The 20,565-nt window shown below is 69.4% G+C and carries 20 protein-coding genes; 8 read left to right on the plus strand and 12 right to left on the minus strand.

The genetic code is table 11. The features are described 5' to 3' along the window. Nucleotides 1-67 precede the first annotated feature (67 nt). From KY661_RS35165 to KY661_RS35180, 4 genes are all read left to right on the plus strand, one after another. Nucleotides 68-649: an SdpA family antimicrobial peptide system protein gene (locus tag KY661_RS35165; protein WP_225414354.1), complete on the plus strand. Its 582-nt coding sequence runs from the start codon at nucleotides 68-70 to the stop codon at nucleotides 647-649. Next, nucleotides 643-1,629: a sporulation-delaying protein SdpB family protein gene (locus KY661_RS35170; protein ID WP_225414355.1), complete on the plus strand. Its 987-nt coding sequence runs from the start codon at nucleotides 643-645 to the stop codon at nucleotides 1,627-1,629. Before KY661_RS35165 ends, KY661_RS35170 begins: the two co-directional genes overlap by 7 nt. 150 nt (nucleotides 1,630-1,779) lie before the next feature. Beyond that, on the plus strand, nucleotides 1,780-2,235 hold the full coding sequence (locus tag KY661_RS35175) for a GFA family protein (RefSeq protein WP_225414356.1): 456 nt from the start codon (nucleotides 1,780-1,782) through the stop codon (nucleotides 2,233-2,235). A 567-nt stretch (nucleotides 2,236-2,802) separates the two neighbouring features. After that, nucleotides 2,803-3,147, plus strand: coding sequence for a hypothetical protein (locus KY661_RS35180; RefSeq protein ID WP_225414357.1), 345 nt, complete (start codon nucleotides 2,803-2,805; stop codon nucleotides 3,145-3,147). A 3-nt stretch (nucleotides 3,148-3,150) separates the two neighbouring features. On the opposite strand, the gene KY661_RS35185 is transcribed toward KY661_RS35180, so the two are convergent. The 12 genes from KY661_RS35185 to KY661_RS35240 all read right to left on the minus strand — a co-directional run bounded on the left by KY661_RS35185 (nucleotide 3,151) and on the right by KY661_RS35240 (nucleotide 16,873). Then, on the minus strand, nucleotides 3,151-3,888 hold the full coding sequence (locus KY661_RS35185; RefSeq protein ID WP_225414358.1) for a hypothetical protein: 738 nt from the start codon (nucleotides 3,886-3,888) through the stop codon (nucleotides 3,151-3,153). Between the two features lie 204 nt (nucleotides 3,889-4,092). Further along, nucleotides 4,093-5,313 (minus strand): ABC transporter permease, encoded by a 1,221-nt coding sequence (locus tag KY661_RS35190; protein WP_225414359.1) that lies wholly within the window; start codon nucleotides 5,311-5,313, stop codon nucleotides 4,093-4,095. A 15-nt stretch (nucleotides 5,314-5,328) separates the two neighbouring features. Beyond that, entirely contained in the window at nucleotides 5,329-6,555 is a 1,227-nt protein-coding gene (locus KY661_RS35195) for an ABC transporter permease (protein WP_225414360.1), read from the minus strand. A 97-nt stretch (nucleotides 6,556-6,652) separates the two neighbouring features. Then, complete coding sequence (locus KY661_RS35200) at nucleotides 6,653-7,192, minus strand: hypothetical protein (RefSeq protein ID WP_225414361.1); 540 nt, start codon at nucleotides 7,190-7,192, stop codon at nucleotides 6,653-6,655. 69 nt (nucleotides 7,193-7,261) lie between these two features. Continuing rightward, nucleotides 7,262-8,644 (minus strand): aldehyde dehydrogenase family protein, encoded by a 1,383-nt coding sequence (locus tag KY661_RS35205; protein WP_225414362.1) that lies wholly within the window; start codon nucleotides 8,642-8,644, stop codon nucleotides 7,262-7,264. A 107-nt stretch (nucleotides 8,645-8,751) separates the two neighbouring features. Further along, nucleotides 8,752-10,164 (minus strand): L-serine ammonia-lyase, encoded by a 1,413-nt coding sequence (locus KY661_RS35210; protein WP_225414363.1) that lies wholly within the window; start codon nucleotides 10,162-10,164, stop codon nucleotides 8,752-8,754. A 51-nt stretch (nucleotides 10,165-10,215) separates the two neighbouring features. After that, on the minus strand, nucleotides 10,216-11,250 hold the full coding sequence (locus KY661_RS35215) for a rod shape-determining protein (RefSeq protein WP_013374495.1): 1,035 nt from the start codon (nucleotides 11,248-11,250) through the stop codon (nucleotides 10,216-10,218). Nucleotides 11,251-11,406: 156 nt separating this feature from the next. Continuing rightward, nucleotides 11,407-11,886 carry a putative ABC transporter permease gene (locus tag KY661_RS35220; RefSeq protein WP_143101398.1) on the minus strand — a complete coding sequence of 160 codons (480 nt, stop codon included), beginning with the start codon at nucleotides 11,884-11,886 and terminating at the stop codon, nucleotides 11,407-11,409. Nucleotides 11,887-11,977: 91 nt separating this feature from the next. Then, nucleotides 11,978-12,697 (minus strand): glycosyltransferase family 2 protein, encoded by a 720-nt coding sequence (locus KY661_RS35225; protein ID WP_225414364.1) that lies wholly within the window; start codon nucleotides 12,695-12,697, stop codon nucleotides 11,978-11,980. Between the two features lie 49 nt (nucleotides 12,698-12,746). Next, nucleotides 12,747-13,523: a hypothetical protein gene (locus tag KY661_RS35230; RefSeq protein ID WP_225414365.1), complete on the minus strand. Its 777-nt coding sequence runs from the start codon at nucleotides 13,521-13,523 to the stop codon at nucleotides 12,747-12,749. Nucleotides 13,524-13,571: 48 nt separating this feature from the next. Beyond that, nucleotides 13,572-15,011 (minus strand): pyridoxal phosphate-dependent decarboxylase family protein, encoded by a 1,440-nt coding sequence (locus KY661_RS35235; RefSeq protein WP_225414366.1) that lies wholly within the window; start codon nucleotides 15,009-15,011, stop codon nucleotides 13,572-13,574. Nucleotides 15,012-15,088: 77 nt separating this feature from the next. After that, nucleotides 15,089-16,873 carry a hypothetical protein gene (locus tag KY661_RS35240; RefSeq protein WP_225414367.1) on the minus strand — a complete coding sequence of 595 codons (1,785 nt, stop codon included), beginning with the start codon at nucleotides 16,871-16,873 and terminating at the stop codon, nucleotides 15,089-15,091. A 272-nt stretch (nucleotides 16,874-17,145) separates the two neighbouring features. Here KY661_RS35240 and KY661_RS35245 point away from each other — a divergent pair, with 272 nt between their 5' ends. From KY661_RS35245 to KY661_RS35260, 4 genes are all read left to right on the plus strand, one after another. Further along, the gene (locus KY661_RS35245; RefSeq protein WP_225414368.1) at nucleotides 17,146-18,501 is read left to right on the plus strand and encodes an NAD(P)/FAD-dependent oxidoreductase; all 1,356 of its coding nucleotides are present in this window, start codon (nucleotides 17,146-17,148) and stop codon (nucleotides 18,499-18,501) included. Nucleotides 18,502-18,610: 109 nt separating this feature from the next. Beyond that, the gene (locus KY661_RS35250; protein WP_225414369.1) at nucleotides 18,611-18,925 is read left to right on the plus strand and encodes a PRC-barrel domain containing protein; all 315 of its coding nucleotides are present in this window, start codon (nucleotides 18,611-18,613) and stop codon (nucleotides 18,923-18,925) included. A 50-nt stretch (nucleotides 18,926-18,975) separates the two neighbouring features. After that, nucleotides 18,976-19,800, plus strand: coding sequence for a 2,3,4,5-tetrahydropyridine-2,6-dicarboxylate N-succinyltransferase (locus KY661_RS35255; protein ID WP_083423167.1), 825 nt, complete (start codon nucleotides 18,976-18,978; stop codon nucleotides 19,798-19,800). Nucleotides 19,801-19,860: 60 nt separating this feature from the next. Continuing rightward, a complete protein-coding gene (locus KY661_RS35260) occupies nucleotides 19,861-20,502 on the plus strand; it encodes a cupin domain-containing protein (RefSeq protein WP_225414370.1) in 642 nt (213 codons plus the stop codon). Nucleotides 20,503-20,565 lie beyond the last annotated feature (63 nt).

A 20,565-nucleotide genomic window follows, 5' to 3' on the forward strand; every position in this document is an offset into this window, starting at 1 on the left:
GCCTCGGGGTGCCCCTGCGAGTCCATGCGGGGGCCCCCTTTTCCCTTCTCCGTCCCGTGGGCATGCCGTGACTGATACTCCCTCTAAAGTCTCCCGCTCCGCAGGGCCGCGCCGCCTGGGTTTGCTGGCCCTGGGGTTGCTCATCGGTTGGTCCACCGTGGCGGCCTACGCCCTGCACGCGGCCCTGCCATACAACCCCATCCAGTTGCCCTTCGCGGACCGGTTCGACATCCGGCTGGTGCTGCCCGAGGGCTGGGCCTTCTTCACACGCGACCCACGCGATGACCGGATGCTGCCGTACGTCCGGGGCGCGGACGCGCAGTGGAGCATGGCCAGCCACACGCCCAACTTTCAGCCCCGGAACTTCTTCGGCATCGACCGGGCCGGCCGCGCCCAGGGGGTGGAGATAGGCTTGTTGATGGATGCGGCCCGCGAGGCGGATCGCCAGGCGTGTGAGGAGGCGCCGGTGGCGTGCCTGGATCGCGCGCCGGTGGCGAGCAAGCTGAGCAATACCAGCCCCCACCCCACGCTCTGTGGCGAGGTGGGGTTCGTCTTTCAGCGAGCCGTGCCCTGGGCGTGGAGCCACTCCAGCCGGGAGAAGAAGATCATCATGCCCTCCAAGGTCCTGAGGCTGGACATCGAATGCTGACCCAACTTGGAAACCGCGCGAGCGCCTGGGTGGCGGGCCCTGCCCCCTGGAGCAATGTCTACGGCCTGGCCCGGACCCTGATCGCCCTGGGGACGGGTGGCACGCTGGCCTTCAGCCACTCCTCGACGCTGTTCCGCCCGGCGGTGGGCATGGCCGACGTTCCCCTGTGCGAGGGAGTCCGGCAGGCCTCCCTCTTCTGTGTGCTCCCGGCGGGCTGGCTGGAGGTGGCGCGCTGGACGGCGGTGCTGCTGCTGCTGCTGGTGGCCTCGGGCTGGCGGCCGCGCGTCACGGGTCTGCTGCACTGGTGGGTCGCGGTCAGCCTGCAGTGGTCTGGGGTGCTGACGGATGGCGGAGACCAGATCGCCTCCGTGCTCGCGTTCTTGCTGGTGCCCATGACGCTGACGGATGGGCGGCGCTGGCATTGGGATCCGCCGGTGGAAGGGGGCAGTGACGAGTCCCGGCTCATCGCCCGGGTCTCCTGGTTGCTCCTGCGAGGGCAGGTGGCCTTCATCTACCTCCACGCCTCCGTCGGGAAGTTCAAGGTGCCGGAGTGGGTGGATGGGACGGCGCTGTACTACTGGCTGTTGGACCCCAGCATCGGCGCGCCGGACTGGCTGGCCCGGTTGATGCTGCCCGTGCTGAGCAGCCCCCTGGTGGCGCCCCTCACCTGGTCCGTGCTCATCCTCGAGTTCTGGCTCGCGCTGGGGCTGGTCCTGAGCCGGGGCGTACGCAGGGCGCTGCTGCCCTTCGGGTTGCTCTTCCACACCGGCATCATCTTCTTCCACGGGTTGATCAGCTTCGCGCTGATCATGTTCGGTGCGCTCGTGCTGCTGCTGCGGCCGTACGATGAGGCGTTCAGCTTCGCGTGGCTGCGCTCCCGGCTGCCCCAGCGCAAGCCGCGCTCAGCCCGCGCGGAAGAAGAGGAAGTACAGCAGTCCGGACAGGGCGAGCGAGACGGCGATGGAGCCCAGGCAGCCTAGCTTGTTGGAGAAGAAGAAAAACATGCCCCGAAGGTAGGAACCGCCGGGCGGGATGCAGCCTTCGGAAGGGGGATGCCGCAGGAAATGTGCGGCGTACAACAGGACGCATGGGACACTCTCTTCGCTCGAGCTGCTCACCGAAGAGGACCCATGTCCCGCCCGACGCCCAACGACGCCTCCGTCCTGGCTGGACAGTGCCTCTGTGGCGCTGTCCAGTACGAGGTGGCCGATGCCTTTCTGTACGCCGCCAACTGCCACTGCTCGAACTGCCGCCGGGCGACGGGCTCGGCCTTCAAGCCCTTCGCTGGCATCGAGCGCGAGAAGCTGCGCGTCACCCAAGGCGCGGACCGCCTGCTCCTCTACGGGAGCGAAGAGAATCACGATGCCCACTGCAAGCCCTGCGGCTCGCTCCTGTATTCGCTGGTGCGCGACGGGGCCTATGTCCACGTCACCCTGGGCACTCTCACGGACGCCCCCTCCCTCCGCCCCACCGAACACATCTTCGTCGGCTCGAAGGCGCCCTGGTTCACCATCACAGATGGTTTGCCGCAGTACGCGGAGCACGCGGTGGGCACGCCTTTGAACGCGCCCGCCGGGAAGCCATAGGTGGGAGGGGCACCCTGGGGTGCTGTCGGGTAGGAAACGGACACTGCTTCGCTGAGGGCTTGATGCGATGACGTGACATCCCCACCTTCGCCCGGCTCGGGATCGAGGTGGCAATGGCTCAGCGTCCGTGGGTGTCCTTCGGAGTAGCGGTGTTCCTGGGTCTGGTGGGATGTGCAGCTCCTCCAGAGGAGCACGAGGCCCCTCCCGTCCAAGGGCCTCCCGCCGAGGAGGCGGCTCCCGGCGAGGGCCCGGAGCTGCCCCAGGAAGAGGCTCCGTCCGGTTCACCCGAGGCCCTGTGTCCGGCGGCCAACCTGGGCGCGACGCCCACCGAGGCCATCGTGGACCCACGGCCCGACCCCCGGCTCTGCGCGTTTTCTCCGGACGGCTGCGACGCCCACCGCCCGTCTCACGCCACTGGACGCGCAGGGGCGCATCGCGCGCACGGAAGTCATCTCCCGGAACCGGGAGGGCCAGCTGACCGAGCACGCGTGGCAGGAGACACGGCGCTACGGCGCCTCGGGCGCGCTGGAGGAGAGCCGCCGCGAATCGAGCGGGAAGCTGTCCTGGGTGCAGGAGTTCTCCCAGGGCCGCAGGGTCCGGTATGCCAGCGGGGACGGAAGCTGGGAGACGCGGTGGACCTATGGTCTGTCCGGAGAACTCCTGGCCTACGCCAACCAGAGCCAGACCCAGCGGCTCCAGGTGAGCTACCAGTATGGTGAGGACGGCCGGTTGCTCCAGGCGGCCCAGACGGTCTGGGCCCGGACGTCCGCGGGCTGGAGCGAGTCACAGGTCCTCTCCGAATACAGCTATGCCGGGGACGGACGCATTCTCTCCCGGAAGGACCAGATGGGGACCACGACGTCCTCCTATGTGTATGAGTACGCCTGCGAGCCGGACGCCTCCGGACGTTGAGGCTTACGGGAGGGGCCGCGCGGCCTGCTGAAAGCGCTCCGCCGGCGGAAGGGCCGGAGGAAGGCTGCTCGCCAGCGCGAAGACATTCTGCTCCAGGAACCGCATGATCGCGCTGGTGTGCGAGGACATGTCGATCATCTGAAGTAGCCGGGCGCCCGTCTCGATGGCGGGCAGGGCGCCCAGGGTGTGCTCCATCTTCTGCCGCAAGGTCGTCCCGGGCGGCGGCGAGAAGGGGCCGTGGCAGAAGGAGTCCTGGATCAGGTGAAGCAGAATCCCCGCGGCGCGCCGGGGGACATCACGGGTGTTCAGGAGCGTCTGGAACTGCCACGTGCAGGAGCTCTGAAGGAAGAACTGGAGGCCCTCGCACCGCGGGGGGGCGGAGGACGCCTTCTGGCCCAGCGCCAGCTCGACGGCGAGCCGGGCCCCTTCGAACACCTTGGACACCCGGCACGTCTTGAGCTCGAGACACGTTCCCCGGGACTCCTCGGGCCAGCTTACCCCGCGGAGGAACTCCTGCGCTCCCTGCGGGGTCTCCTGGGGGTTGGCGTAGCCGTTCATGTCCCACGCGGGAAGCGAGCCCAGCGCGATGCCGCCGAGCAGGAGTCCCCCCGTGTAGCACGGGTTTTTCGCCTGGGCTGTCTCCAGCGCCCGCCTCAGCGTGAGCAGCGTCATGCTGTCGTGCACGGTCTTGGTGCAATCCCAAGTGCCCACGGCTTCCGGAAACGGCTGGTGGAGCGGCATGCGTGACACCTCTGCGCACTTCCGTGAGAGGGGTCCATTCTAAACCGTGGCAAAGCCAGGCGGCAAGCCAGCCCCCGGGTGTCTGTCAATGACGAAAGATCGGAAACCGCCGCAAAGGCATTTCTGAAAAGACAATTCAAAGGAGTACGCGTCCAGCGGGCAATCCGTGTCTGGCGGGCGGCTCCGGGCTCCTGACGCGCGGGGTTACTCCGTCCGCATGGCCTCCACCGGATCCAGCTTCGCCGCGCGCGCGGCCGGGTAGATGCCGAAGCCCAGGCCCACCCCGCAGCTCATCGCCAGCGACAGCAGCACCGACCAGGTGGGCACCTCGGTGGGCAGGTCCATCACCCAGCGCGCCAGGTGGGACAGGCCGATGCCCAGTCCCACGCCCAGCAGGCCGCCGGCCAGCGACAGCACCACCGCCTCGGTGGCGAACTGCGCCAGGATGCGCCGCTTCCGGGCCCCCAGCGCCTTGCGGATGCCGATCTCCCGCGTCCGCTCCGTCACCGCCACGAGCATGATGTTGAGGATGCCGATGCCGCCCACGAGCAGGGACAGCAGGCACACGCCGAAGCTGGCCACGGAGATGACCTGGGACATGTTGTTGAACATCTCCGTGCTGCTCTCGTTGGAGAACACGAAGAAGTCATCCTCCTGCGTGGGCTTGAGCCCATGCCGCCGCCGCATGAGCAGGGACACCTCGTCCTGCGCCCGCTGGATGACCTCCGCGGACTGCGCCTGGATGCTCACCCGGTAGTCCCTCACCCCGAACAGCTGGCGGAAGACCGTCAGCGGCATCATCACCTGGTTGTCCGGGTTGCCCATGCCCATGAAGCTGCCGCGCCGCTTGAGCACCCCCACCACCTGGAAGCCGCGCCCCTGGATGCGCAGCGTCTGGCCCACGGCCTCGCCCCCCGGGAACAGCGTGCTCGCCAGGTCCGCGCCAATCACCGCCACGCGCCGGGCATCCAGGTGCTCGGTCTCCGTGAAGGCCCGCCCCGTGGCCACCGTGACGGCGTTCGTCAGGAAGTACTCCGGGGTTCCCGCCCAGACGGACACATTGGGGCGCGATTCGCGCAGCGGCGTGGAGACCTTCTGGCCTCCCCGGGAGTCCTCCGCCGCGGCCCGTAGCACCGAGGGCAGGGCCCGGATGGCCTCCAGGTCCCTCTCGTTGAGCCGGGGCCGCCGGGCCAGCTCCGCCAGGGGCAGGTCTCCTCCGAACGGCAGCCGCTGCACCTGAAAGCAGTTGGCGCCCAGCTCGGACATGTTCTCCGTGACCTGGTTGTGCAGCCCCTGGATGAGCCCCATCATCGCCACCACGGTGGTGGAGCCGATGACGATGCCCAGCAGCGTCAGGAACGAGCGCAAGGGATTGGAGAGAAACGTCCCGAGCGCCAGCCTCAGCGTGTCCCATACCGCCATCATGGCCGCCGTCTCCCGTCATTCATGGCGGAGCGCTTCCACCGGATCCAGGTTCGCCGCCCGCGCCGCCGGCCAGATGCCGAACAGCAGCCCCACCATCGCCGCGAAGCCCACGCCGAACACCACCGTGAGGGGCTCCACCGCCGCCGCCAGCGGCGTGATGAACGACACGGTGCGCGCCAGCCCCAGCCCCGCCACGGTGCCCAGCGTGCCGCCCACGGCGGACACGCACGAGGCCTCCATCAGGAACTGCAGGACGATGGTGCGCTTGCGCGCGCCCATGGCCCGCCGGATGCCAATCTCCCGCGTCCGCTCGCGCACCGACACCAGCATGATGTTCATGATGCCGATGCCGCCCACCAGCATCGTGATGAAGCCCACGCCAATCGCCACGCCGTAGAGCGCGCCGGTGAGCTGGGCGTAGATGTTGGCCAACTGCTCGGGGCGGTTGATGGCGAAGTCATCGGGCACGCCGGGCGGGGTGTTGCGCGCGCGCCGCAGCACGGAGGTGAGCTCGTCCTGCACCGTGAGCACGTTGTCGGGAGAGTCCACGGCCACCGCGATGTTGGGCGAGCGCCGCTTGCCGAAGTGTGCGAGGAACGTGCGCGAGGGCACCAGCACCACCAGGTCCTGGTTCTCGCCCAGGATGATGCCCTTGGGCTCCAGCGTGCCGACCACCCGGTAGGACTTGCCCTCCAGCAGGAAGCGGTGTCCCAGCGGGTTGATGCCCGCGAAGAGCGTGCGCACCAGCTCCGCGCCGATGACGGCCACCGCCGCCCGCTCGTCCAGGTCCGTCTCGGTGAAGAAGCGGCCGCTGCTCACGGTGAAGGAGGACACGGCCGCGTAGTCGGGCGTGGTGCCCACCACCGTCAACGCGCCCATCCTCCGCTCCAGGAAACGGCCCTCGCCCTGCTGGAAGAAGACGGGCGCGGCGGCCAGCACGTGCTCGGAGCCGTTGCGCACCACCTCCACCAGGTCCACCGACAAATCCTTGCGGTTGCGGTACGCCCACCAGTCGCCCTGGAGGGTCCAGGGGAACTTGGACACCTGGAGGGTATTGGCCCCGATGTGGGAGAGCTGGTCCGAGAAGGAGCGGTTGATGCCCTGGATGATGCCGAGAATGGCCAGCAGCGTGCACACGCCCACGCCAATGCCCACCGTCGTCAGCACTGTCCGCAGGCGGTTGGACTTGAGCGAGAACAGCGCGATTCGCGCCCCCTCCCACACATCGACCCGGAAGCTCACTCGAAGACCTCTCTGCGCCGGTGGGCCGTGGGGGGGTCCCTACGGAGGAGGAGGGCGGCAGGGGCTCTACGGACGGGGCGCCGGGCGATTGCGTGCCTCACCAGTGGAGTTGGTAGAGGCAGGCCGGGGCGCCCTGGCTGCGGCAGTCTTCGGGAGCGTGCGTGAAGCGCAGCCGGAACGCCTCCTGGGGCGGAAAGCGCTCGAAGAGCGACTCCAGCAGGCCCTGGTCGAACTCACAGGGATAGGGGTTGTCGCACCGGACGCGCGCGGAGCGGCCGCTCTGGGGCTGGGAGTGATAGCCGCCCACGTCTCCCTGCCCCCGGTGCCGCATCTGGTAGGCCTGGTTGAGCGAGGCCAGCGCCGCCGGGAAAGAGCCCACGGTGGGCAGGAAGGCGATGTGCTTGGCGCTGAGCCGGCCGAGGGAGTGGAGGGTGTAGGGCCCCATCTGCGACCGGATGTCGTTCAGGCACTTGAGCAGTGTCTGGATGGGATACCACTCCTGTTGCACGAGGGAGGGGATGCCATGCTCGGCGAGGATGCGCCGCGTCTCCTGAGACAGGAGCCCCAGCGCATCGATCAGCGCCCGCGCCGTACCGCTCTGGACCTCGACACTCGAGTGATTGAAAGGGTTTGACATGGCGGCCCCGGGTTCCCAGACATGCAGTCAAGCATGTCCACCCGAAAGGGCTCAAGGGCCGCCCAGGGATTAGAAGGACAGCCGGAAGTGGATGGATTTGGGGCGGGTGAGCTGGTCAAAGCCCAGCGCGCTCAGGCTGTGGCCCCGCCCCGAGTTCTTCACGCCCACCCAGGGCAGCGCCGGGTCCACCGAGTCGCAGCGGTTCATGTAGACCGTGCCGTACTCCAGCTGGGTGGCGAAGCGCGCGGCGCGCTCCCGGTCCTGCGTCCAGACGCTCGCGGTCAGGCCCAGCTCCGAGCGGTTCATCCGCTCCAGGGCCTCCTCGTCCGAGTCCACCGGGCACAAGGGCAGCAGGGGCCCGAAGGACTCCTGCTGCATCAGCCGCATCGAGTCGTCCAGGTCCGTGAGGAGCGTGGCCTCGAAGAACCGGCCCTTGCCGTCCACGTGGGTCCGCTTGCCGCCCGCCACCACGCGCGCTCCCCGGGCGCGGGCATCCTCCACCAGGCGCTCCAGCTCGGAGGGGTGGTTGGGCTGGGCGATGGGGCCCAGGGTCGTCTTTGGGCTCATCGGGTCGCCCAGCACATACCCTCGCACGAGCGCCTCGCACGCCTCGGTGAAGCGGGCGTAGAGCGAGCGGTGCACGTAGACGCGCTCCACCGCGCAGCAGCTCTGGCCGGCGTTGTAGAGGGCCCCGTCCACCACGTTCTCCACCGTCTTGCCGAAGTCACAGTCCGGCGCCACGTAGGCCGGGTCGTTGCCGCCCAGCTCCAGCCCCATGTGGCGGAAGCGGCCGGCGCTTGCCTCGGCCAGCCGCTGCCCGCCGTACACCGAGCCCGTGAACACCACATGGTCCACGCGGGCATCGCCCACCATGCGCTCGCTGGTGGGGTGGTCGCAGTGCATGGCCTGCACGAGGTGCGCGGGCGCCCCGGCCTCGGAGAAGGCGCGGGCGAAGTGCTCGCCGCACAGGGGCGAGCGGGGCGAGTGCTTCACCACCACCGCATTGCCCGCCAGCACCGCGGGCACCACCACGTTCACCGCGGTGAGCAGTGGGTAATTCCACGCGGGCAGGTCCAGGACGACGCCCAGGGGCTCCTTGACGATGCGCCGCTCGAAGCCGGGCTTGGGCAGCACGATGTCCGCGAGCGAGGCCTCCGCGATGGACATCATGTAGCGGGCGCGCTCGGCCATGCCGCCCACCTCGTTGCGTGCCTGGGCGAGCGGCTTGCCCATCATCCGGCTGATGTCCCGGGCGATGCTGTCCGCCTGGGCCTCCATGGCGGCCACCATGCGCTCGCACCAGGCCTTGCGCTCGGCCAGCGGGGCCGTACGCGCGGTCCGGGCGGCGGCGCGGGCCTGGTCGAGCACGGTGTTGACGGCGGCCTCGTCCGCGAGGGGAACCGTGCACGCCACATCGCCCGTGTACGGATTGTCGACGGTCAGGAGAGTCATGGCCACCACGCTAATGCGTTCTGCCAGGCGGGGCGTGGCGGAGGAGGCTTCCTGGGGGCCCGTGCGTTGGCTCTTGGACGGAGGACAAGCCTGTCAGGACCCACTGCTCAGCACTCCGGCAAGCCCACGCTGAGGTTGGACACCTCGAGCACGTTGACCGCGAGCCCTCCGCGCGCCGTCTCCTTGTATTTGTCTTTCATGTCGCGCCCCGTGTCGCGCATGGTTTTGATGACTTTGTCGAGGCTCACGAAGTGCGTGCCGTCGCCCGAGAGCGCCATGCGCGCGGCATTGATGGCTTTGACCGAGGCCATGGCGTTGCGCTCGATGCACGGCACCTGCACCAGCCCGCCGATGGGGTCACACGTGAGCCCCAGGTTGTGCTCCATGGCGATCTCCGCCGCGTTCTCCACCTGGCGCGGCGAGCCTCCCAGCACCTCGGTGAGCGCGCCCGCGGCCATGGAGCATGCGCTGCCCACCTCGCCCTGGCAGCCCACCTCCGCGCCGCTGATGGAGGCATTCTCCTTATAGAGGACGCCAATGGCGCCCGCGGTGAGCAGGAAGCGGACGACGCCGGCCTCGTCCGCGCCGGGCACGAAGCGCCAGTAATAGTGCAGCAGGGCGGGGATGATGCCCGCGGCCCCGTTGGTGGGCGCCGTCACCACGCGGCCCCCGGCGGCGTTCTCCTCGTTCACCGCCAGGGCGTAGAGGTTCACCCAGTCGAGCACGGTCAGCGGGTTGGTGAGCCCCGCCTCGGGCCGGCTCAAGAGGCGCTGGTAGAGCTTCGAGGCGCGGCGCTCCACCTTGAGCCCTCCGGGCAGGATGCCCGGGGTTTCACAGCCCCGCTTCACGCAGGCCTGCATCACGCCCCAGATGCGCAGCAGCCCCGCGCGGATGTCCGCCTCCGGGCGCCAGGCCTTCTCGTTCTCCATCATCACGCCGCTGATGGGCAGCCGCTCGCGCTCGCAGTGCTCCAGCAGCGCGGCCGCGGAGTGGAAGGCAAAGCGCTGCGGCGTCTCGTCCTCGCGCACGGGGGACTGGCCGGGCGCGGCCTCCTCGTTCACCACGAAGCCGCCGCCCACCGAGTAGTAGGTCCGCGTGGAGAGCTCCGCGCCGGCGGCGTCCCCGGCCCAGAAGCGCATGCCATTGGGGTGGAAGGGCAGGGAGCGGCGCTTGTGCAGCACCAGGTGCTCTCCCTCGCGGAAGGCCACCGGGTGCTGGCCCAGGACGTCGATGCGCCCCGCGGCCCGCCACTGGCCCAGCCGTGCGGGGATGCCCTCCACGTCCACGCCCTCGGGCGTCTCCCCGAGCAGGCCGAGCACCACCGCCTTGTCGCTGCCGTGGCCCTTGCCGGTGGCCCCCAGCGAGCCGAACAGCTCGACCTTCAGCCGCGCCAGGCGATCGAGCTTCCCTTCCTCGCGCAGGCTCGACGCGAACATCCGCGCGGCCCGCATGGGGCCCACGGTGTGCGAGCTGGAGGGACCGATGCCAATCTTGAAAAGGTCGAAGACGCTGACGGCCATGGGGCGGCACCATAGCGCCCCCCCGGGATGTTCCATCAACGGCGCGGTGCGTCAGCCCGGCTGGCAGACCTGACGCAGGATGTCCAAGGACTCCAGCGCCTTGCCCGCGCCAATCACCACCGCCGACAGCGGGTCCTCCGCCAGGAACACCGGCAGGCCCGTCTCCTCGCGCAGCAGCGTGTCCAGGTTCTTCAGGAGCGCGCCACCGCCGGCGAGCACGATGCCGCGGTCAGCGATGTCACCAGCCAGCTCGGGCGGCGTGCGCTCCAGCGTCAGCTTCACCGCCTCGACGATGCCGTTGACGGGCTCGGCGAGCGCGTCACGCACCTCGTCGCTGCTCACCGTGAGCGTGCGGGGCACACCGGCCACCAGGTCACGGCCCTTGATCTCCATGGTCATGACCTCATCGGTCGGGTACGCGGTGCCGATGCCCATCTTGATGGCCTCGGCCGTCCGCTCACCGATGAGCAGGTTGTACTTGCGCTTGACGTACTGGATGATGGCCTCGTCCAGCTTGTCGCCGCCGATGCGCACGCTCTTGGCGAACACGATGCCGGCGAGGCTGATGACCGCCACGTCGGAGGTGCCACCGCCGATGTCGACAATCATGTTGCCGCTGGGCTCCGTCACCGGCAGGCCGGCGCCGATGGCCGCCGCCATGGGCTGCTCGATGAGGTACACCTCCCGGGCGCCCGCGTTGGCTGCCGCCTCGCGCACCGCGCGCCGCTCCACCTCGGTAATCCCCGAGGGGATGCCGATGATGATGCGCGGGTTGACGAGCGTCTTGCGGTTGTGGGCGCTCTGGATGAAGTAGCGCAGCATCGCGGCGGTGATTTCGAAGTCCGCGATGACGCCGTCCTTCATGGGACGGATGGCCACGATGTTGCCCGGGGTTCGCCCGAGCATCTCCTTGGCCTCCTTACCCACGGCAAGGACCTTCTTGCCGCCCCGCGCGTCCTGCTGCACGGCCACCACGGAGGGCTCGTTGGACACGATGCCCTGGCCGCGGATGTAGATGAGCGTGTTCGCCGTGCCCAGGTCGATTGCGAGGTCACGCGAGAAGAGAGTGTGAAGCCAGTCGAACATACGGGGGCGGAAACTTTCGGGAGTGCGGCTGAATTTCCCCGGGGTGAATTATCGCCGCGCTGCGTGACGCTACTACTACGCGGCGCCAGGACCAGAAAGAAATGCCTGAGCCCTGTCCGGATGTAGGCCGGTGAGCAACCAGCCAAAGGGCCCCTCTCAGGGCAACCCCGTAGGGGACACCGTCCCCTCCTCGACAGCGTGGCGGAACTCGGGCGTCTGCCGCAGGGCCTCGCTGGTGATGCTCAGCAGGGCCTCCCGGACGGGCTCGAAAGCCAGCGCCGCCCCGTACCAGTAGGGAAAGTAATCCAGCCGGATGAGCCCCTTCACGCTCCAGCCAGAGCACGCATAGTCCCACGGGCAGCGGCCAAGCGCCCGGCGCAGCAGCCACCCCGTGGTGAACTCCGCCCCGAAAATCACGCCCGTGTAGGCCAGGGCCCTCAGCGGCCGGGGCAGGAAGCGCAGCCGGTCGTGGAGCACCTCCAGCCCCACCGCCGTGGCCCCGTAGATGGGGTGCATCCACAGGTACGTCTTTGCCGTCCCATGTGTGTCCTTCCGGAAGAGCGCGGCGCTCAACCCCGTGAAGCACACCTCCATCACCCAACCCGCACACCCGTAAAGAAGAAATCTGGCTAGCACCCCGGGAACGTAAGGCCCCGGCGCGGGGCAGGCACTCCTACACGGGGGGGCCCCTGGGACAGCAGGGCCTGCAATGCCGGCCAGCAACGGCCTAGCGCGTCACGGTGTACTTGGCGATGACGTAGAGGGCGCGGACGCCGTCCTTCCAGCCAATCTTCTTGCCCTCCTCGTAGGTGCGGCCGTGGTAGCTGATGGGCACCTCGTACACGCGCCAGCGGCCACGGGCGATTTTGGCGGTGACTTCGGGCTCGAAGCCGAACCGTTCCTCGTGCACCCGGATCGAGCGCAGCACCTCGCCGCGGAAGGCCTTGTAGCAGGTCTCCATGTCCGTGAGGTTCAGCCCCGTGGACATGTTGGAGAGCGTGGTGAGCAGGTTGTTCATCACCGTGTGCCAGAAGTAGAGCACCCGGCGCGGCGTGCCGGTGAAGCGGCTGCCGTAGACGACGTCCGCCTCGCCATCGAGGATGGGCTGGATGACCCGGGGGATGTCGCGCGGGTCGTACTCCAGGTCCGCGTCCTGGACGATGACGATGTCCCCGGTGGCCTCGGAGAAGCCGCGCCGCAGGGCCGCGCCCTTGCCCTGGTTGCGGGGCTGGAAGAGCACGCGCACCTCGTTGCGGTTGCGCGGGGTGCCGCCCAGCACCTCCAGGCCCTTCGTGGCCAGCTCCTGGAGCAGCTCCCGGCTGCCGTCCCGGGAGCAGTCATCCACGAGCACCAGCTCCTTGGGGAAGTCCACCGCGATGCAGCGCCGCAGCAGCTCCGCCAGGGTGGGCAGTTCGTTGTAGACCGGGATGACGAGCGAGACGAGCATGGCGCGCGTCCATACCCGATTTCGCCTCCAGAGGCGGAGTTTTCCGCCGCTACGGCGAGGGGGGCGCCGGTGTGCCTTCGGGCGCGGTCTCGGGCTCCGCGTAGATGAGGACCGACTGCCCCTCCTCCGGTGCCGTGGCGGGTGCTTCCGGGGGGGGAGTGGACGGCCGCTCCGGGGGCGCCTTCTTGCGCCGGCTGGCCACGCCCTCGTCGATGGCGAAGAAGCCCGAGGAGGGCAGCTCCTCGAAGGACTCCGGGGGCTGGGCGGCGGTGCAGTCGATGAACCGGTCCAGCACGTACACCAAGGCGCGCTGGCGCTGTTGATCCGAGAGGTTCAGGGCCGCCTTGGCGGACTCCCCGGTGAGGGCCACCACGGTGGCCGAGGCCATCAGCGGCTGGGAGCTGGAGGCGAGCGTCATCTGGGTGAACACCTTGTAGCCCACCACCCAGTGGCGCTCGGCGCGGGCGCGCACGGTGAGGATGTCCGCCGGGTCATCGAGCGTCTTGGTGGCCGCGGCCGTCAGCGCGCCCACCGCGCCCACCACGGCGGAGGCGCGCCGGGCGATGGGCTTGGTGAGGAAGGCCGCCAGCAGGCTGCCCGCCGCCCCGGCCGAGGTGCCCAGCAGCAGCAGGAAGTCCGAGGTGAGCATGGCGTTCTGGGCACGCTCCCGGTCCCGGTTGAGGCGGGTGACACAGGTGCGGGCGCTGTCCGCCAGGCGCTCGTCGAGCGTCTCCGGCAACTGCACCGCCGAGGGGCCCACGCTGCGGCAGGCGGCGGCGCCGGTCCCAAGGGCGGCGAGGAGGAGGAAGCGGTGGAGCCGGTTCATGGTGTCAGTCTCCCAGATACCCAGCCGACGTGCCCGCGCGCCGTGTGTTCACGCCGCCTGGCGCAGTGTTTCGAGCAGGGCATTCAGGTCCGCCTCCGAGGTCAGCGGGTTGATGAGCGTCGTCCGGAGGTGAACACCCCGGGGCAGGGTGGTCTGCACCAGGTAGAAGTCCCCCCGGGTGATGAGCCGCTCGCGCAGGTGGGTCTGGAGCGCATCCCACTCGGAGGGGGGAAGGCCGGCAGGGGTATGCCGGAAGCAGACAATGTTGCACCCGGGCTCCACCGCCAGCTCGAAGTCCGGGGCGGCCTGGAGCATCGCGGCGAAGCGGCGGGCCAGTGAGAAGGTGGCCGCCACGTAGTCCGAGAAGAAGCGGGTGCCCAGCAGGCTCAGGCACGTGTAGAGCTTGAGGGCCATCATCTCCTTGGTGCACTCCAGCGTGCGCAGCCCGATGTCGCTCCAGCGCCGCGTGTCCTGGCCGTGGAAGAGGTAGCTGGCCTCCTGGGCGAAGGCCTCGAAGGAGCGGGTGCCCTCGCGGAAGAGCACCGCGGTGATGAGGGCGGGCATCAGCATCATCTTGTGCGCGTCCCACACCACCGAGTCCGCGCGCTCGATGCCCTTCACCCGGTGGCGCTCCTCGGGGCTGACCACGGCGGAGGCGCCATGGGCCCCATCCACGTGGAACCAGAGCCCCTGGCGCTCGCAGAAGTCCGCCACGGCCTCCAGCGGATCAAACGCGCCCGTGGCGGTGGAGCCAGCGCAGGCCACCACGGCGATGGGGCGGCGGCCGGCCTTCAGGGCGCGCGTCCGGGCCTCCTCCAGGGCCTCGGGGCGCAGCCGGAAGCGGGCGTCCACGGACACGGGGGTGACGCCCTCCGTGCCCCAGCCCATCACCTTCACGGAGCGGGCGATGCAGTAGTGGGCCGTCTCCGGGACGAGCACCGTGAGCGGGGGGCCCGCGGCGGAGCCCCCGCCCCAGGCGTCGTAGCCCGCGCGGGCCTGGCGCGCGGCCAGCAGCGCGGTGAGGTTGCCCGCCGAGCCCCCCGAGGTGAGCACGCCGCCGCTGCCCTTGGGCAGCCCGAGCTGGCCGGCCATCCAGCGCAGCACCGAGTGCTCCATGGCGGTGGCGGAGGGCCCCATCTCGTACACGGCCATGCCGTTGTTGAGCAGCGAGGAGACGAAGTCGCACAGCGCCGCCAGCGGCAGCGGGGCCGTCACCTGGTGGCCGATGTAGCGCGGGTGGTGCAGGTGGTTGGAGGTGGCGAGGACACGCTCCATCAGCCCGGACAGCTCCCCGGTGGGCTCCGCGGGGAAATCTCCCGGAAACTGCGTGAGGCGCTCCGCCGGGGGGCTCCAGGGCAGCACGGGCAGGTTGTCCCCGTGGGTGGCCCGCGACAGGTAGTCCGCGAGCTGATCCACCAGCTGGTGTCCCTGGCGGCGGAAGTGCTCGGCATCGTAGGCGGCGGCGACGCGGTCTCGGTAGCTCGGCATGGCCTGGCACCGTAAACCAAACCGGGGCACACCCCCATGGGGATGTGCCCCGGCGCCGCGGCCTGCCGGCCGGGAACTCAGTGAGGCGAGAGCAGGGGCGAGTCGAACACGCGCACCAGGCAGCTCTGGTTGGCCATGCTGTCCAGGTGCTGGGCGCGGTCACGGATCTCGAAGAAGGGCCGGACGGTGCCGTCGAGCGGATCGGACACGTTGAAGGGCGTGTTGGGGTTGCTCATGCCCGCGGCCAGGAAGCCGGAGAGCCCACCGTTCTGGCCGATGTGGGTGAAGTTCGTGAGGGTCTCCCGCCCGTGACAGCTGTTGCAGGTGTTCAGGGAGAACTTGTGCCGGGCCTGGTTGGAGATGCCCGGGGCCTTCCACCAGGTGCTGGCGGGGGTGGGCACCTTGGGGTTGGCGCCCAGGAAGGGCGCGGACGCGAACGTGGTGGGCACCGCGTAGGTGTTGGAGAGGATGCCCGGCGTGCTGCCGTTGATGAAGTTCGCCAGGGTGGCAGAGTTGTTGAGCGCATCGCCCGGCGTGAGCGCCACGGTGCCCTCCTTCAGGAGGTTGGGGTTGGCGCTGGCGGGGTCGAACCGGAACTCCCGCAGCTCCCAGGGGCCGGCGAGCATGAAGTCGTTGGTGCGGATCTGGTTGATGGCGCTGCCGTTGGGCTTCGTGGGGGCCGCGTTGGCCACCACCACCTGCTGGGTGAGGTTCGTGAGCGCCGCGTTGTAGGCCGCGCTGCCCAGCACCAGGCCGCTGCTGGAGAGGTTGAGCCACTGCTGGGCCCAGGTGCGCACCTCGGAGCAGGCGCTCTTGGGCACCCCGTACTCGAAGATGATGAGGAAGGGCTGCGCGGCGCAGGTGCCGGTCCGGTTCACCGCCGCGAACACGAACCGCAGCTCACCGCCATTGTTGCCGCCGCGGCCCCCGCCCCCGTAGCCCGCGGGGCCCGAGCCCTTGCCCAGGTCCAACCGGTTGACGATGGCCACCAGCTTGAAGGGGGCCTTGGTCATGTCCAGCTGGCCGTTCACGCGGGGCCAGGTGTTGAGGATCTGCGTCAGCATGCCGGTGCGCGCCGGGACGGTCCACCCGTTGATGCTCTGGTTCACCGTCCACAGCTTCAGCCACTGCTCGGTGAACACGGCCGGCGGCACGGTGCCGTTGGCCATCTGCGTCATCAGGTGGTTGAACGTCCACGGGCCGGCGGGGTTGCCCGCGTTCGTGCACGGGTTGTAGGTGCGGGTTGGGTCGTTGACGACGCCCCCGTGGGTGATGATGAGCGAGGCGGCCGGCTTCACGGCGATCGTGATGCCCACGGGATTGAGGGGCACGGGGATGCCCGGCCGGATGAGCTCCGGCGAGAGGGGGCGCAGCACCCGCTCGCTCACGAGGGCCCGGTTGTCGAAGGTGGCCCAGGTGAGCGGCTCCGTGGCCTGCTCCTGGAACCGGGCGATGCGATCCTGCTCCTTGCGCAGCGAGTCGAAGTCGACGGAGCCAATGGCCGAGAAGATGCCGTCCCCGGCCTTCTCGTCGCCCTCGGTGCCCTCATCGCGCAGGACGATGGGCTTGTCCGTGTCCGAGGAGAGGGGCACCTCGCGGAAGAGCGCCTCTTGCCCCTTGGAGAGCCGGACCCGGAGGAGGCTCCGGGTGTTGGCGGAGAGCTCGTTGTCGAGGCCGATGGCCTCCAGCGACTCGACGCGCAGCGCGGGCTTGGCCTCCTCCGCGGCCTGTTCCTGGTGCGCCACGGTGGGGGACGGGGAGGGCTCCTCCTCGGGGCCCCCGCAGCCCAGTTGCAGGGACAGGGCAAGGACTCCAGCGCAGGCCCACTTCAGGGCCTGGGGACGCTTCGGTGATGACGTCATGGGGGAACTCCTCCGGGGAATGGCTCTGGCGCTGCATGTGCACCGCATGGGCCAGTGCGTCCGGGAAGGCACCCCAGCAGGGCGGCAGGGGGCCGTCGGCTCGCACGTGTAACGTGCCCCGTTACAAAACCCTGAAACATCATGACTTTTCCTGTCACAGGACCCCCCCAAGGCTGCTTGCTCCGAGGGCAGGCAGCCGTGCGCCAGGAGCGGGCGGAAGAAAAGCGCGAGGAGGCTGGCTTGGCCCGATCGGACGCCCCACCTTTTCCGGCATGGAAAACACCCCGAAAAGGCATCGAGTCGTCATCGTGGGCGCCGGTTTCGGCGGGTTGCAGGCCGCGCAGAAGCTGAAGAAAGCGCCCGTGGATGTGACGGTCGTGGACCGGTACAACCACCACCTGTTCCAGCCCCTGCTCTACCAGGTGGCGACCGCCGTGCTCAGCCCGGGGGAGATCGCCACGCCCATCCGCTCCGTGCTCAAGGGCCAGAACACCACCGTGCTGCTCGCCGAGGCACAGTCGGTGGACCTGCAGCGCAAGGTGCTCGTGTGCGGGGGCGGAGAGATTGCGTATGACACGCTGGTGCTCGCCGCGGGCGCCACGCACTCGTACTTTGGCCACCCGGAGTGGAGCCAGTTCGCCCCGGGCCTCAAGACCATCGACGATGCGCGCAACATCCGCGAGCGCATCCTGGTGGCGCTGGAGGCGGCGGAGCGGGAGCCGGATCCCGCGCGCCAGCGCGAGTGGCTCACCTTCGTCATCGTGGGCGCGGGCCCCACGGGCGTGGAGCTGGCCGGGGCGCTGGCGTACATGACCCGGCACTCGCTGCCCAAGGAGTTCCGCCGCGTCGACGTCTCCAAGGCCCGCGTGCTCTTGCTGGAGGGGCTGCCCCGGGTGCTCAACACCTATCCGGAGGAGCTGTCCGAGCGCGCGCGCAGGGACCTGGAGAACCTGGGCGTGGAGGTGCGCACCGGCACGATGGTCACCGCCATGGATGACATGGGCGTGAGCGTGGGAGACACCCGCATCGCGGCGCGCACGGTGCTCTGGGGCGCCGGCGTGGCCGCCTCCCCGCTGGCCCGCACGCTCGGGGTGCCGCTGGACAGGGCGGGCCGGGTCAAGGTCGAGCCCACGCTCCACGTGCCCGGCCACGAGGATGTCTTCGTGATTGGCGACCTGGCCTCGCTCCTTCAGGACGGCAAGCCCGTGCCCGGCATCGCCCCGGCGGCCATGCAGATGGGCAAGCACGTGGCGAAGAACATCCGCCTGCGGCTCGAAGGCCGGTCCATGGAGCCGTTCCACTACGTGGACAAGGGCTCCTTCGCCGTCATCGGCCGGGGCTCGGCGATTGGCGTGCTCTTCGACAAGGTCCGCATGCGTGGCTTCCTGGCCTGGTCCATGTGGCTGGGCATCCACCTGACCTTCCTGGTGGGCTTCCGCAACAAGGCGGTCGTCCTGGTGCAGTGGGCGTACACGTACCTCACGCGGCGGCGGGACGTGCGGCTCATCACCGGGCTGCACCCCCAGAAGCTACCGTCCATGCAGCGCACCCTGCCCCCCGTGGCTCCAACGGCGGCGGACTTCCCGGTCCGTAAGTCCGCGGACAACGAGCCCGCCCCCCTGCACTGAGTGAGGCTCCGCCCCTCCCAGGCACCCGGCCAACCAGGGGCCTGGGAGGAGGCTCCTGGCTATGCGGTGCTCCCGGACCTCCCCACCTTTCTCGGAGAGGAGGTAGCCCATGGCATGGACCGATTCCCCGTTGGAGCGGCGCTCCATCCAGTCTGGCATGCGCGTGCAGACCGAGGATGGCTCGCGGCTGGGACGGGTGAGGGTGATTGGCCGCGAGGCGCTCTACGTGCGGCCCTGGCGCTTCTCGCGCCGCGAGTTCAAGGTCCCCCTGGACCGGGTGACCCGGGTGACGGGGCGGGGGGTGATTGTGGCCGGTGGCCCGCCCGCGCCCATCCATCCCGCGGGACAGGCTTCCCACCCTGAGGTGGTCACCCACATCCACCCGCTCGCCGAGCCTCCCGCCACGGGACAGGCGCCCGCCTGAGCCGCCCAGGAATGCGGCGGACGGGACGGATTTGTGCTTCATAAGGGCCCATGTCCTCCATGGAAGCACTGTCCCAGAAGGTGTCCGAGGCATTCGCCGACCGGACGAGGCTGAAGGAAGAGGCGTATGCCGCCGCCGTGCGTGAGACGCTGGCCCTGCTGGATGCGGGCACGCTGCGCGTGGCGGAGAAGGGCCCCGAGGGCTGGCGCGTCAACGCCTGGGTGAAGGAGGCCATCCTCCTGTACTTCGCCGTGTCGCAGATGCAGGTGATGGAGGTGGGGCCCTTCGAGTTCCACGACAAGGTCCCCCTGAAGAAGGGGCTGGAGGCCGCGGGCGTGCGCGTGGTGCCTCCGGGCGTGGTGCGCTATGGCGCCTTCGTGGAGAAGGGCGCCGTGGTGATGCCCGGCTACGTGAACATTGGCGCCCGCGTGGGTGCGGGCACCATGGTGGACACCTGGGCCACGGTGGGCAGCTGCGCGCAGGTGGGCCGCAACGTGCACCTGTCCGGCGGCGTCGGGCTGGGCGGCGTGCTCGAGCCGCCCACCGCCTCGCCCGTCATCATCGAGGACGGCGCTTTCATTGGCAGCCGTTGCATCGTCGTCGAGGGCGTGGTGGTGGAGGAGGAGGCCGTGCTGGGCGCCAACGTGGTGCTCACCGCCTCCACGCAAATCATTGACGTCACCGGCCCCGAGGAGCGCATTCACAAAGGCCGCGTGCCCGCGCGAAGCGTGGTCATCCCAGGAATGCGAGAGAAACAGTTTCCCTCGGGGAAGTATGGTGTTCCTTGTGCGCTCATCATTGGTCAACGGACGAAGAGCACGGATCAGAAGACCAGCCTCAACGCCGCGCTGCGCGACTTCGCGGTGGCGGTGTGACTCAGGGAAATCCACGACGAAACACCATCCGTACAGAGGGGAACGCCTGGACGTGACCCGATGAACCACCTTGACGACATTCTTCCTGACCTGCTGCTTTGCGCCCTGCCTGCCGCCGAGCAGCGGGCCGCCGAGCAGCACCTGTCCACGTGCGAGCGCTGCCGCGCGGAAGCCAGCCGGCTCTCCGCGGCCTTGGAGGGATTGGACACCCTGACGGTACCGGTGGACCCACCCCCGGGCGTTCTGGACCGCATCCTTCACGAGATGGAAGGGCCCGGGCGCTTCCGCCGCTTCGCGAAGGAGATCGCCACGTTCTTCGATGTTTCAGAAGAAGAGGCCCTGCGCCTGCTGACGTCCTTGGACACCCCCGAGGCATGGGTGCCGGGGCCCACCCGGGGCATCCGGATGCTGCCGGTGGAGACTGGACCGGCGAAGGCGGGGATGCTGGCGGCCTTCGTGCGGATGCAGCCCGGGGCTCGATTTCCCCAGCACACCCATCTGGGGCGGGAGTGGAATTTTTTTCTGGAAGGCGGCATCCGCGAGAATTCGGGACGCGAGTTCTGGCCGGGCGAGGTGCTGGAGCGGGAAGAGGGCAGCGCCCACAGCTTCACCGCGCTGGAAGGGCCTCCCTGCACGGCGGCCACCCTGCTGGAGGGGGTGGCGAGCTTCGACGAGGAGCTGGGGGAGCCTGGGGGAAGTTGACCCACGGGGGGTGAGGGAGAACAGCGGCTTCCCGGAGTGGGGTGCGCTAGGGTGCGGGATTGC

The organism is Allostigmatella hybrida, from assembly GCF_020103775.1.
GTDB classification, from domain to species: Bacteria; Myxococcota; Myxococcia; order Myxococcales; family Myxococcaceae; genus Hyalangium; species Hyalangium aurantiaca.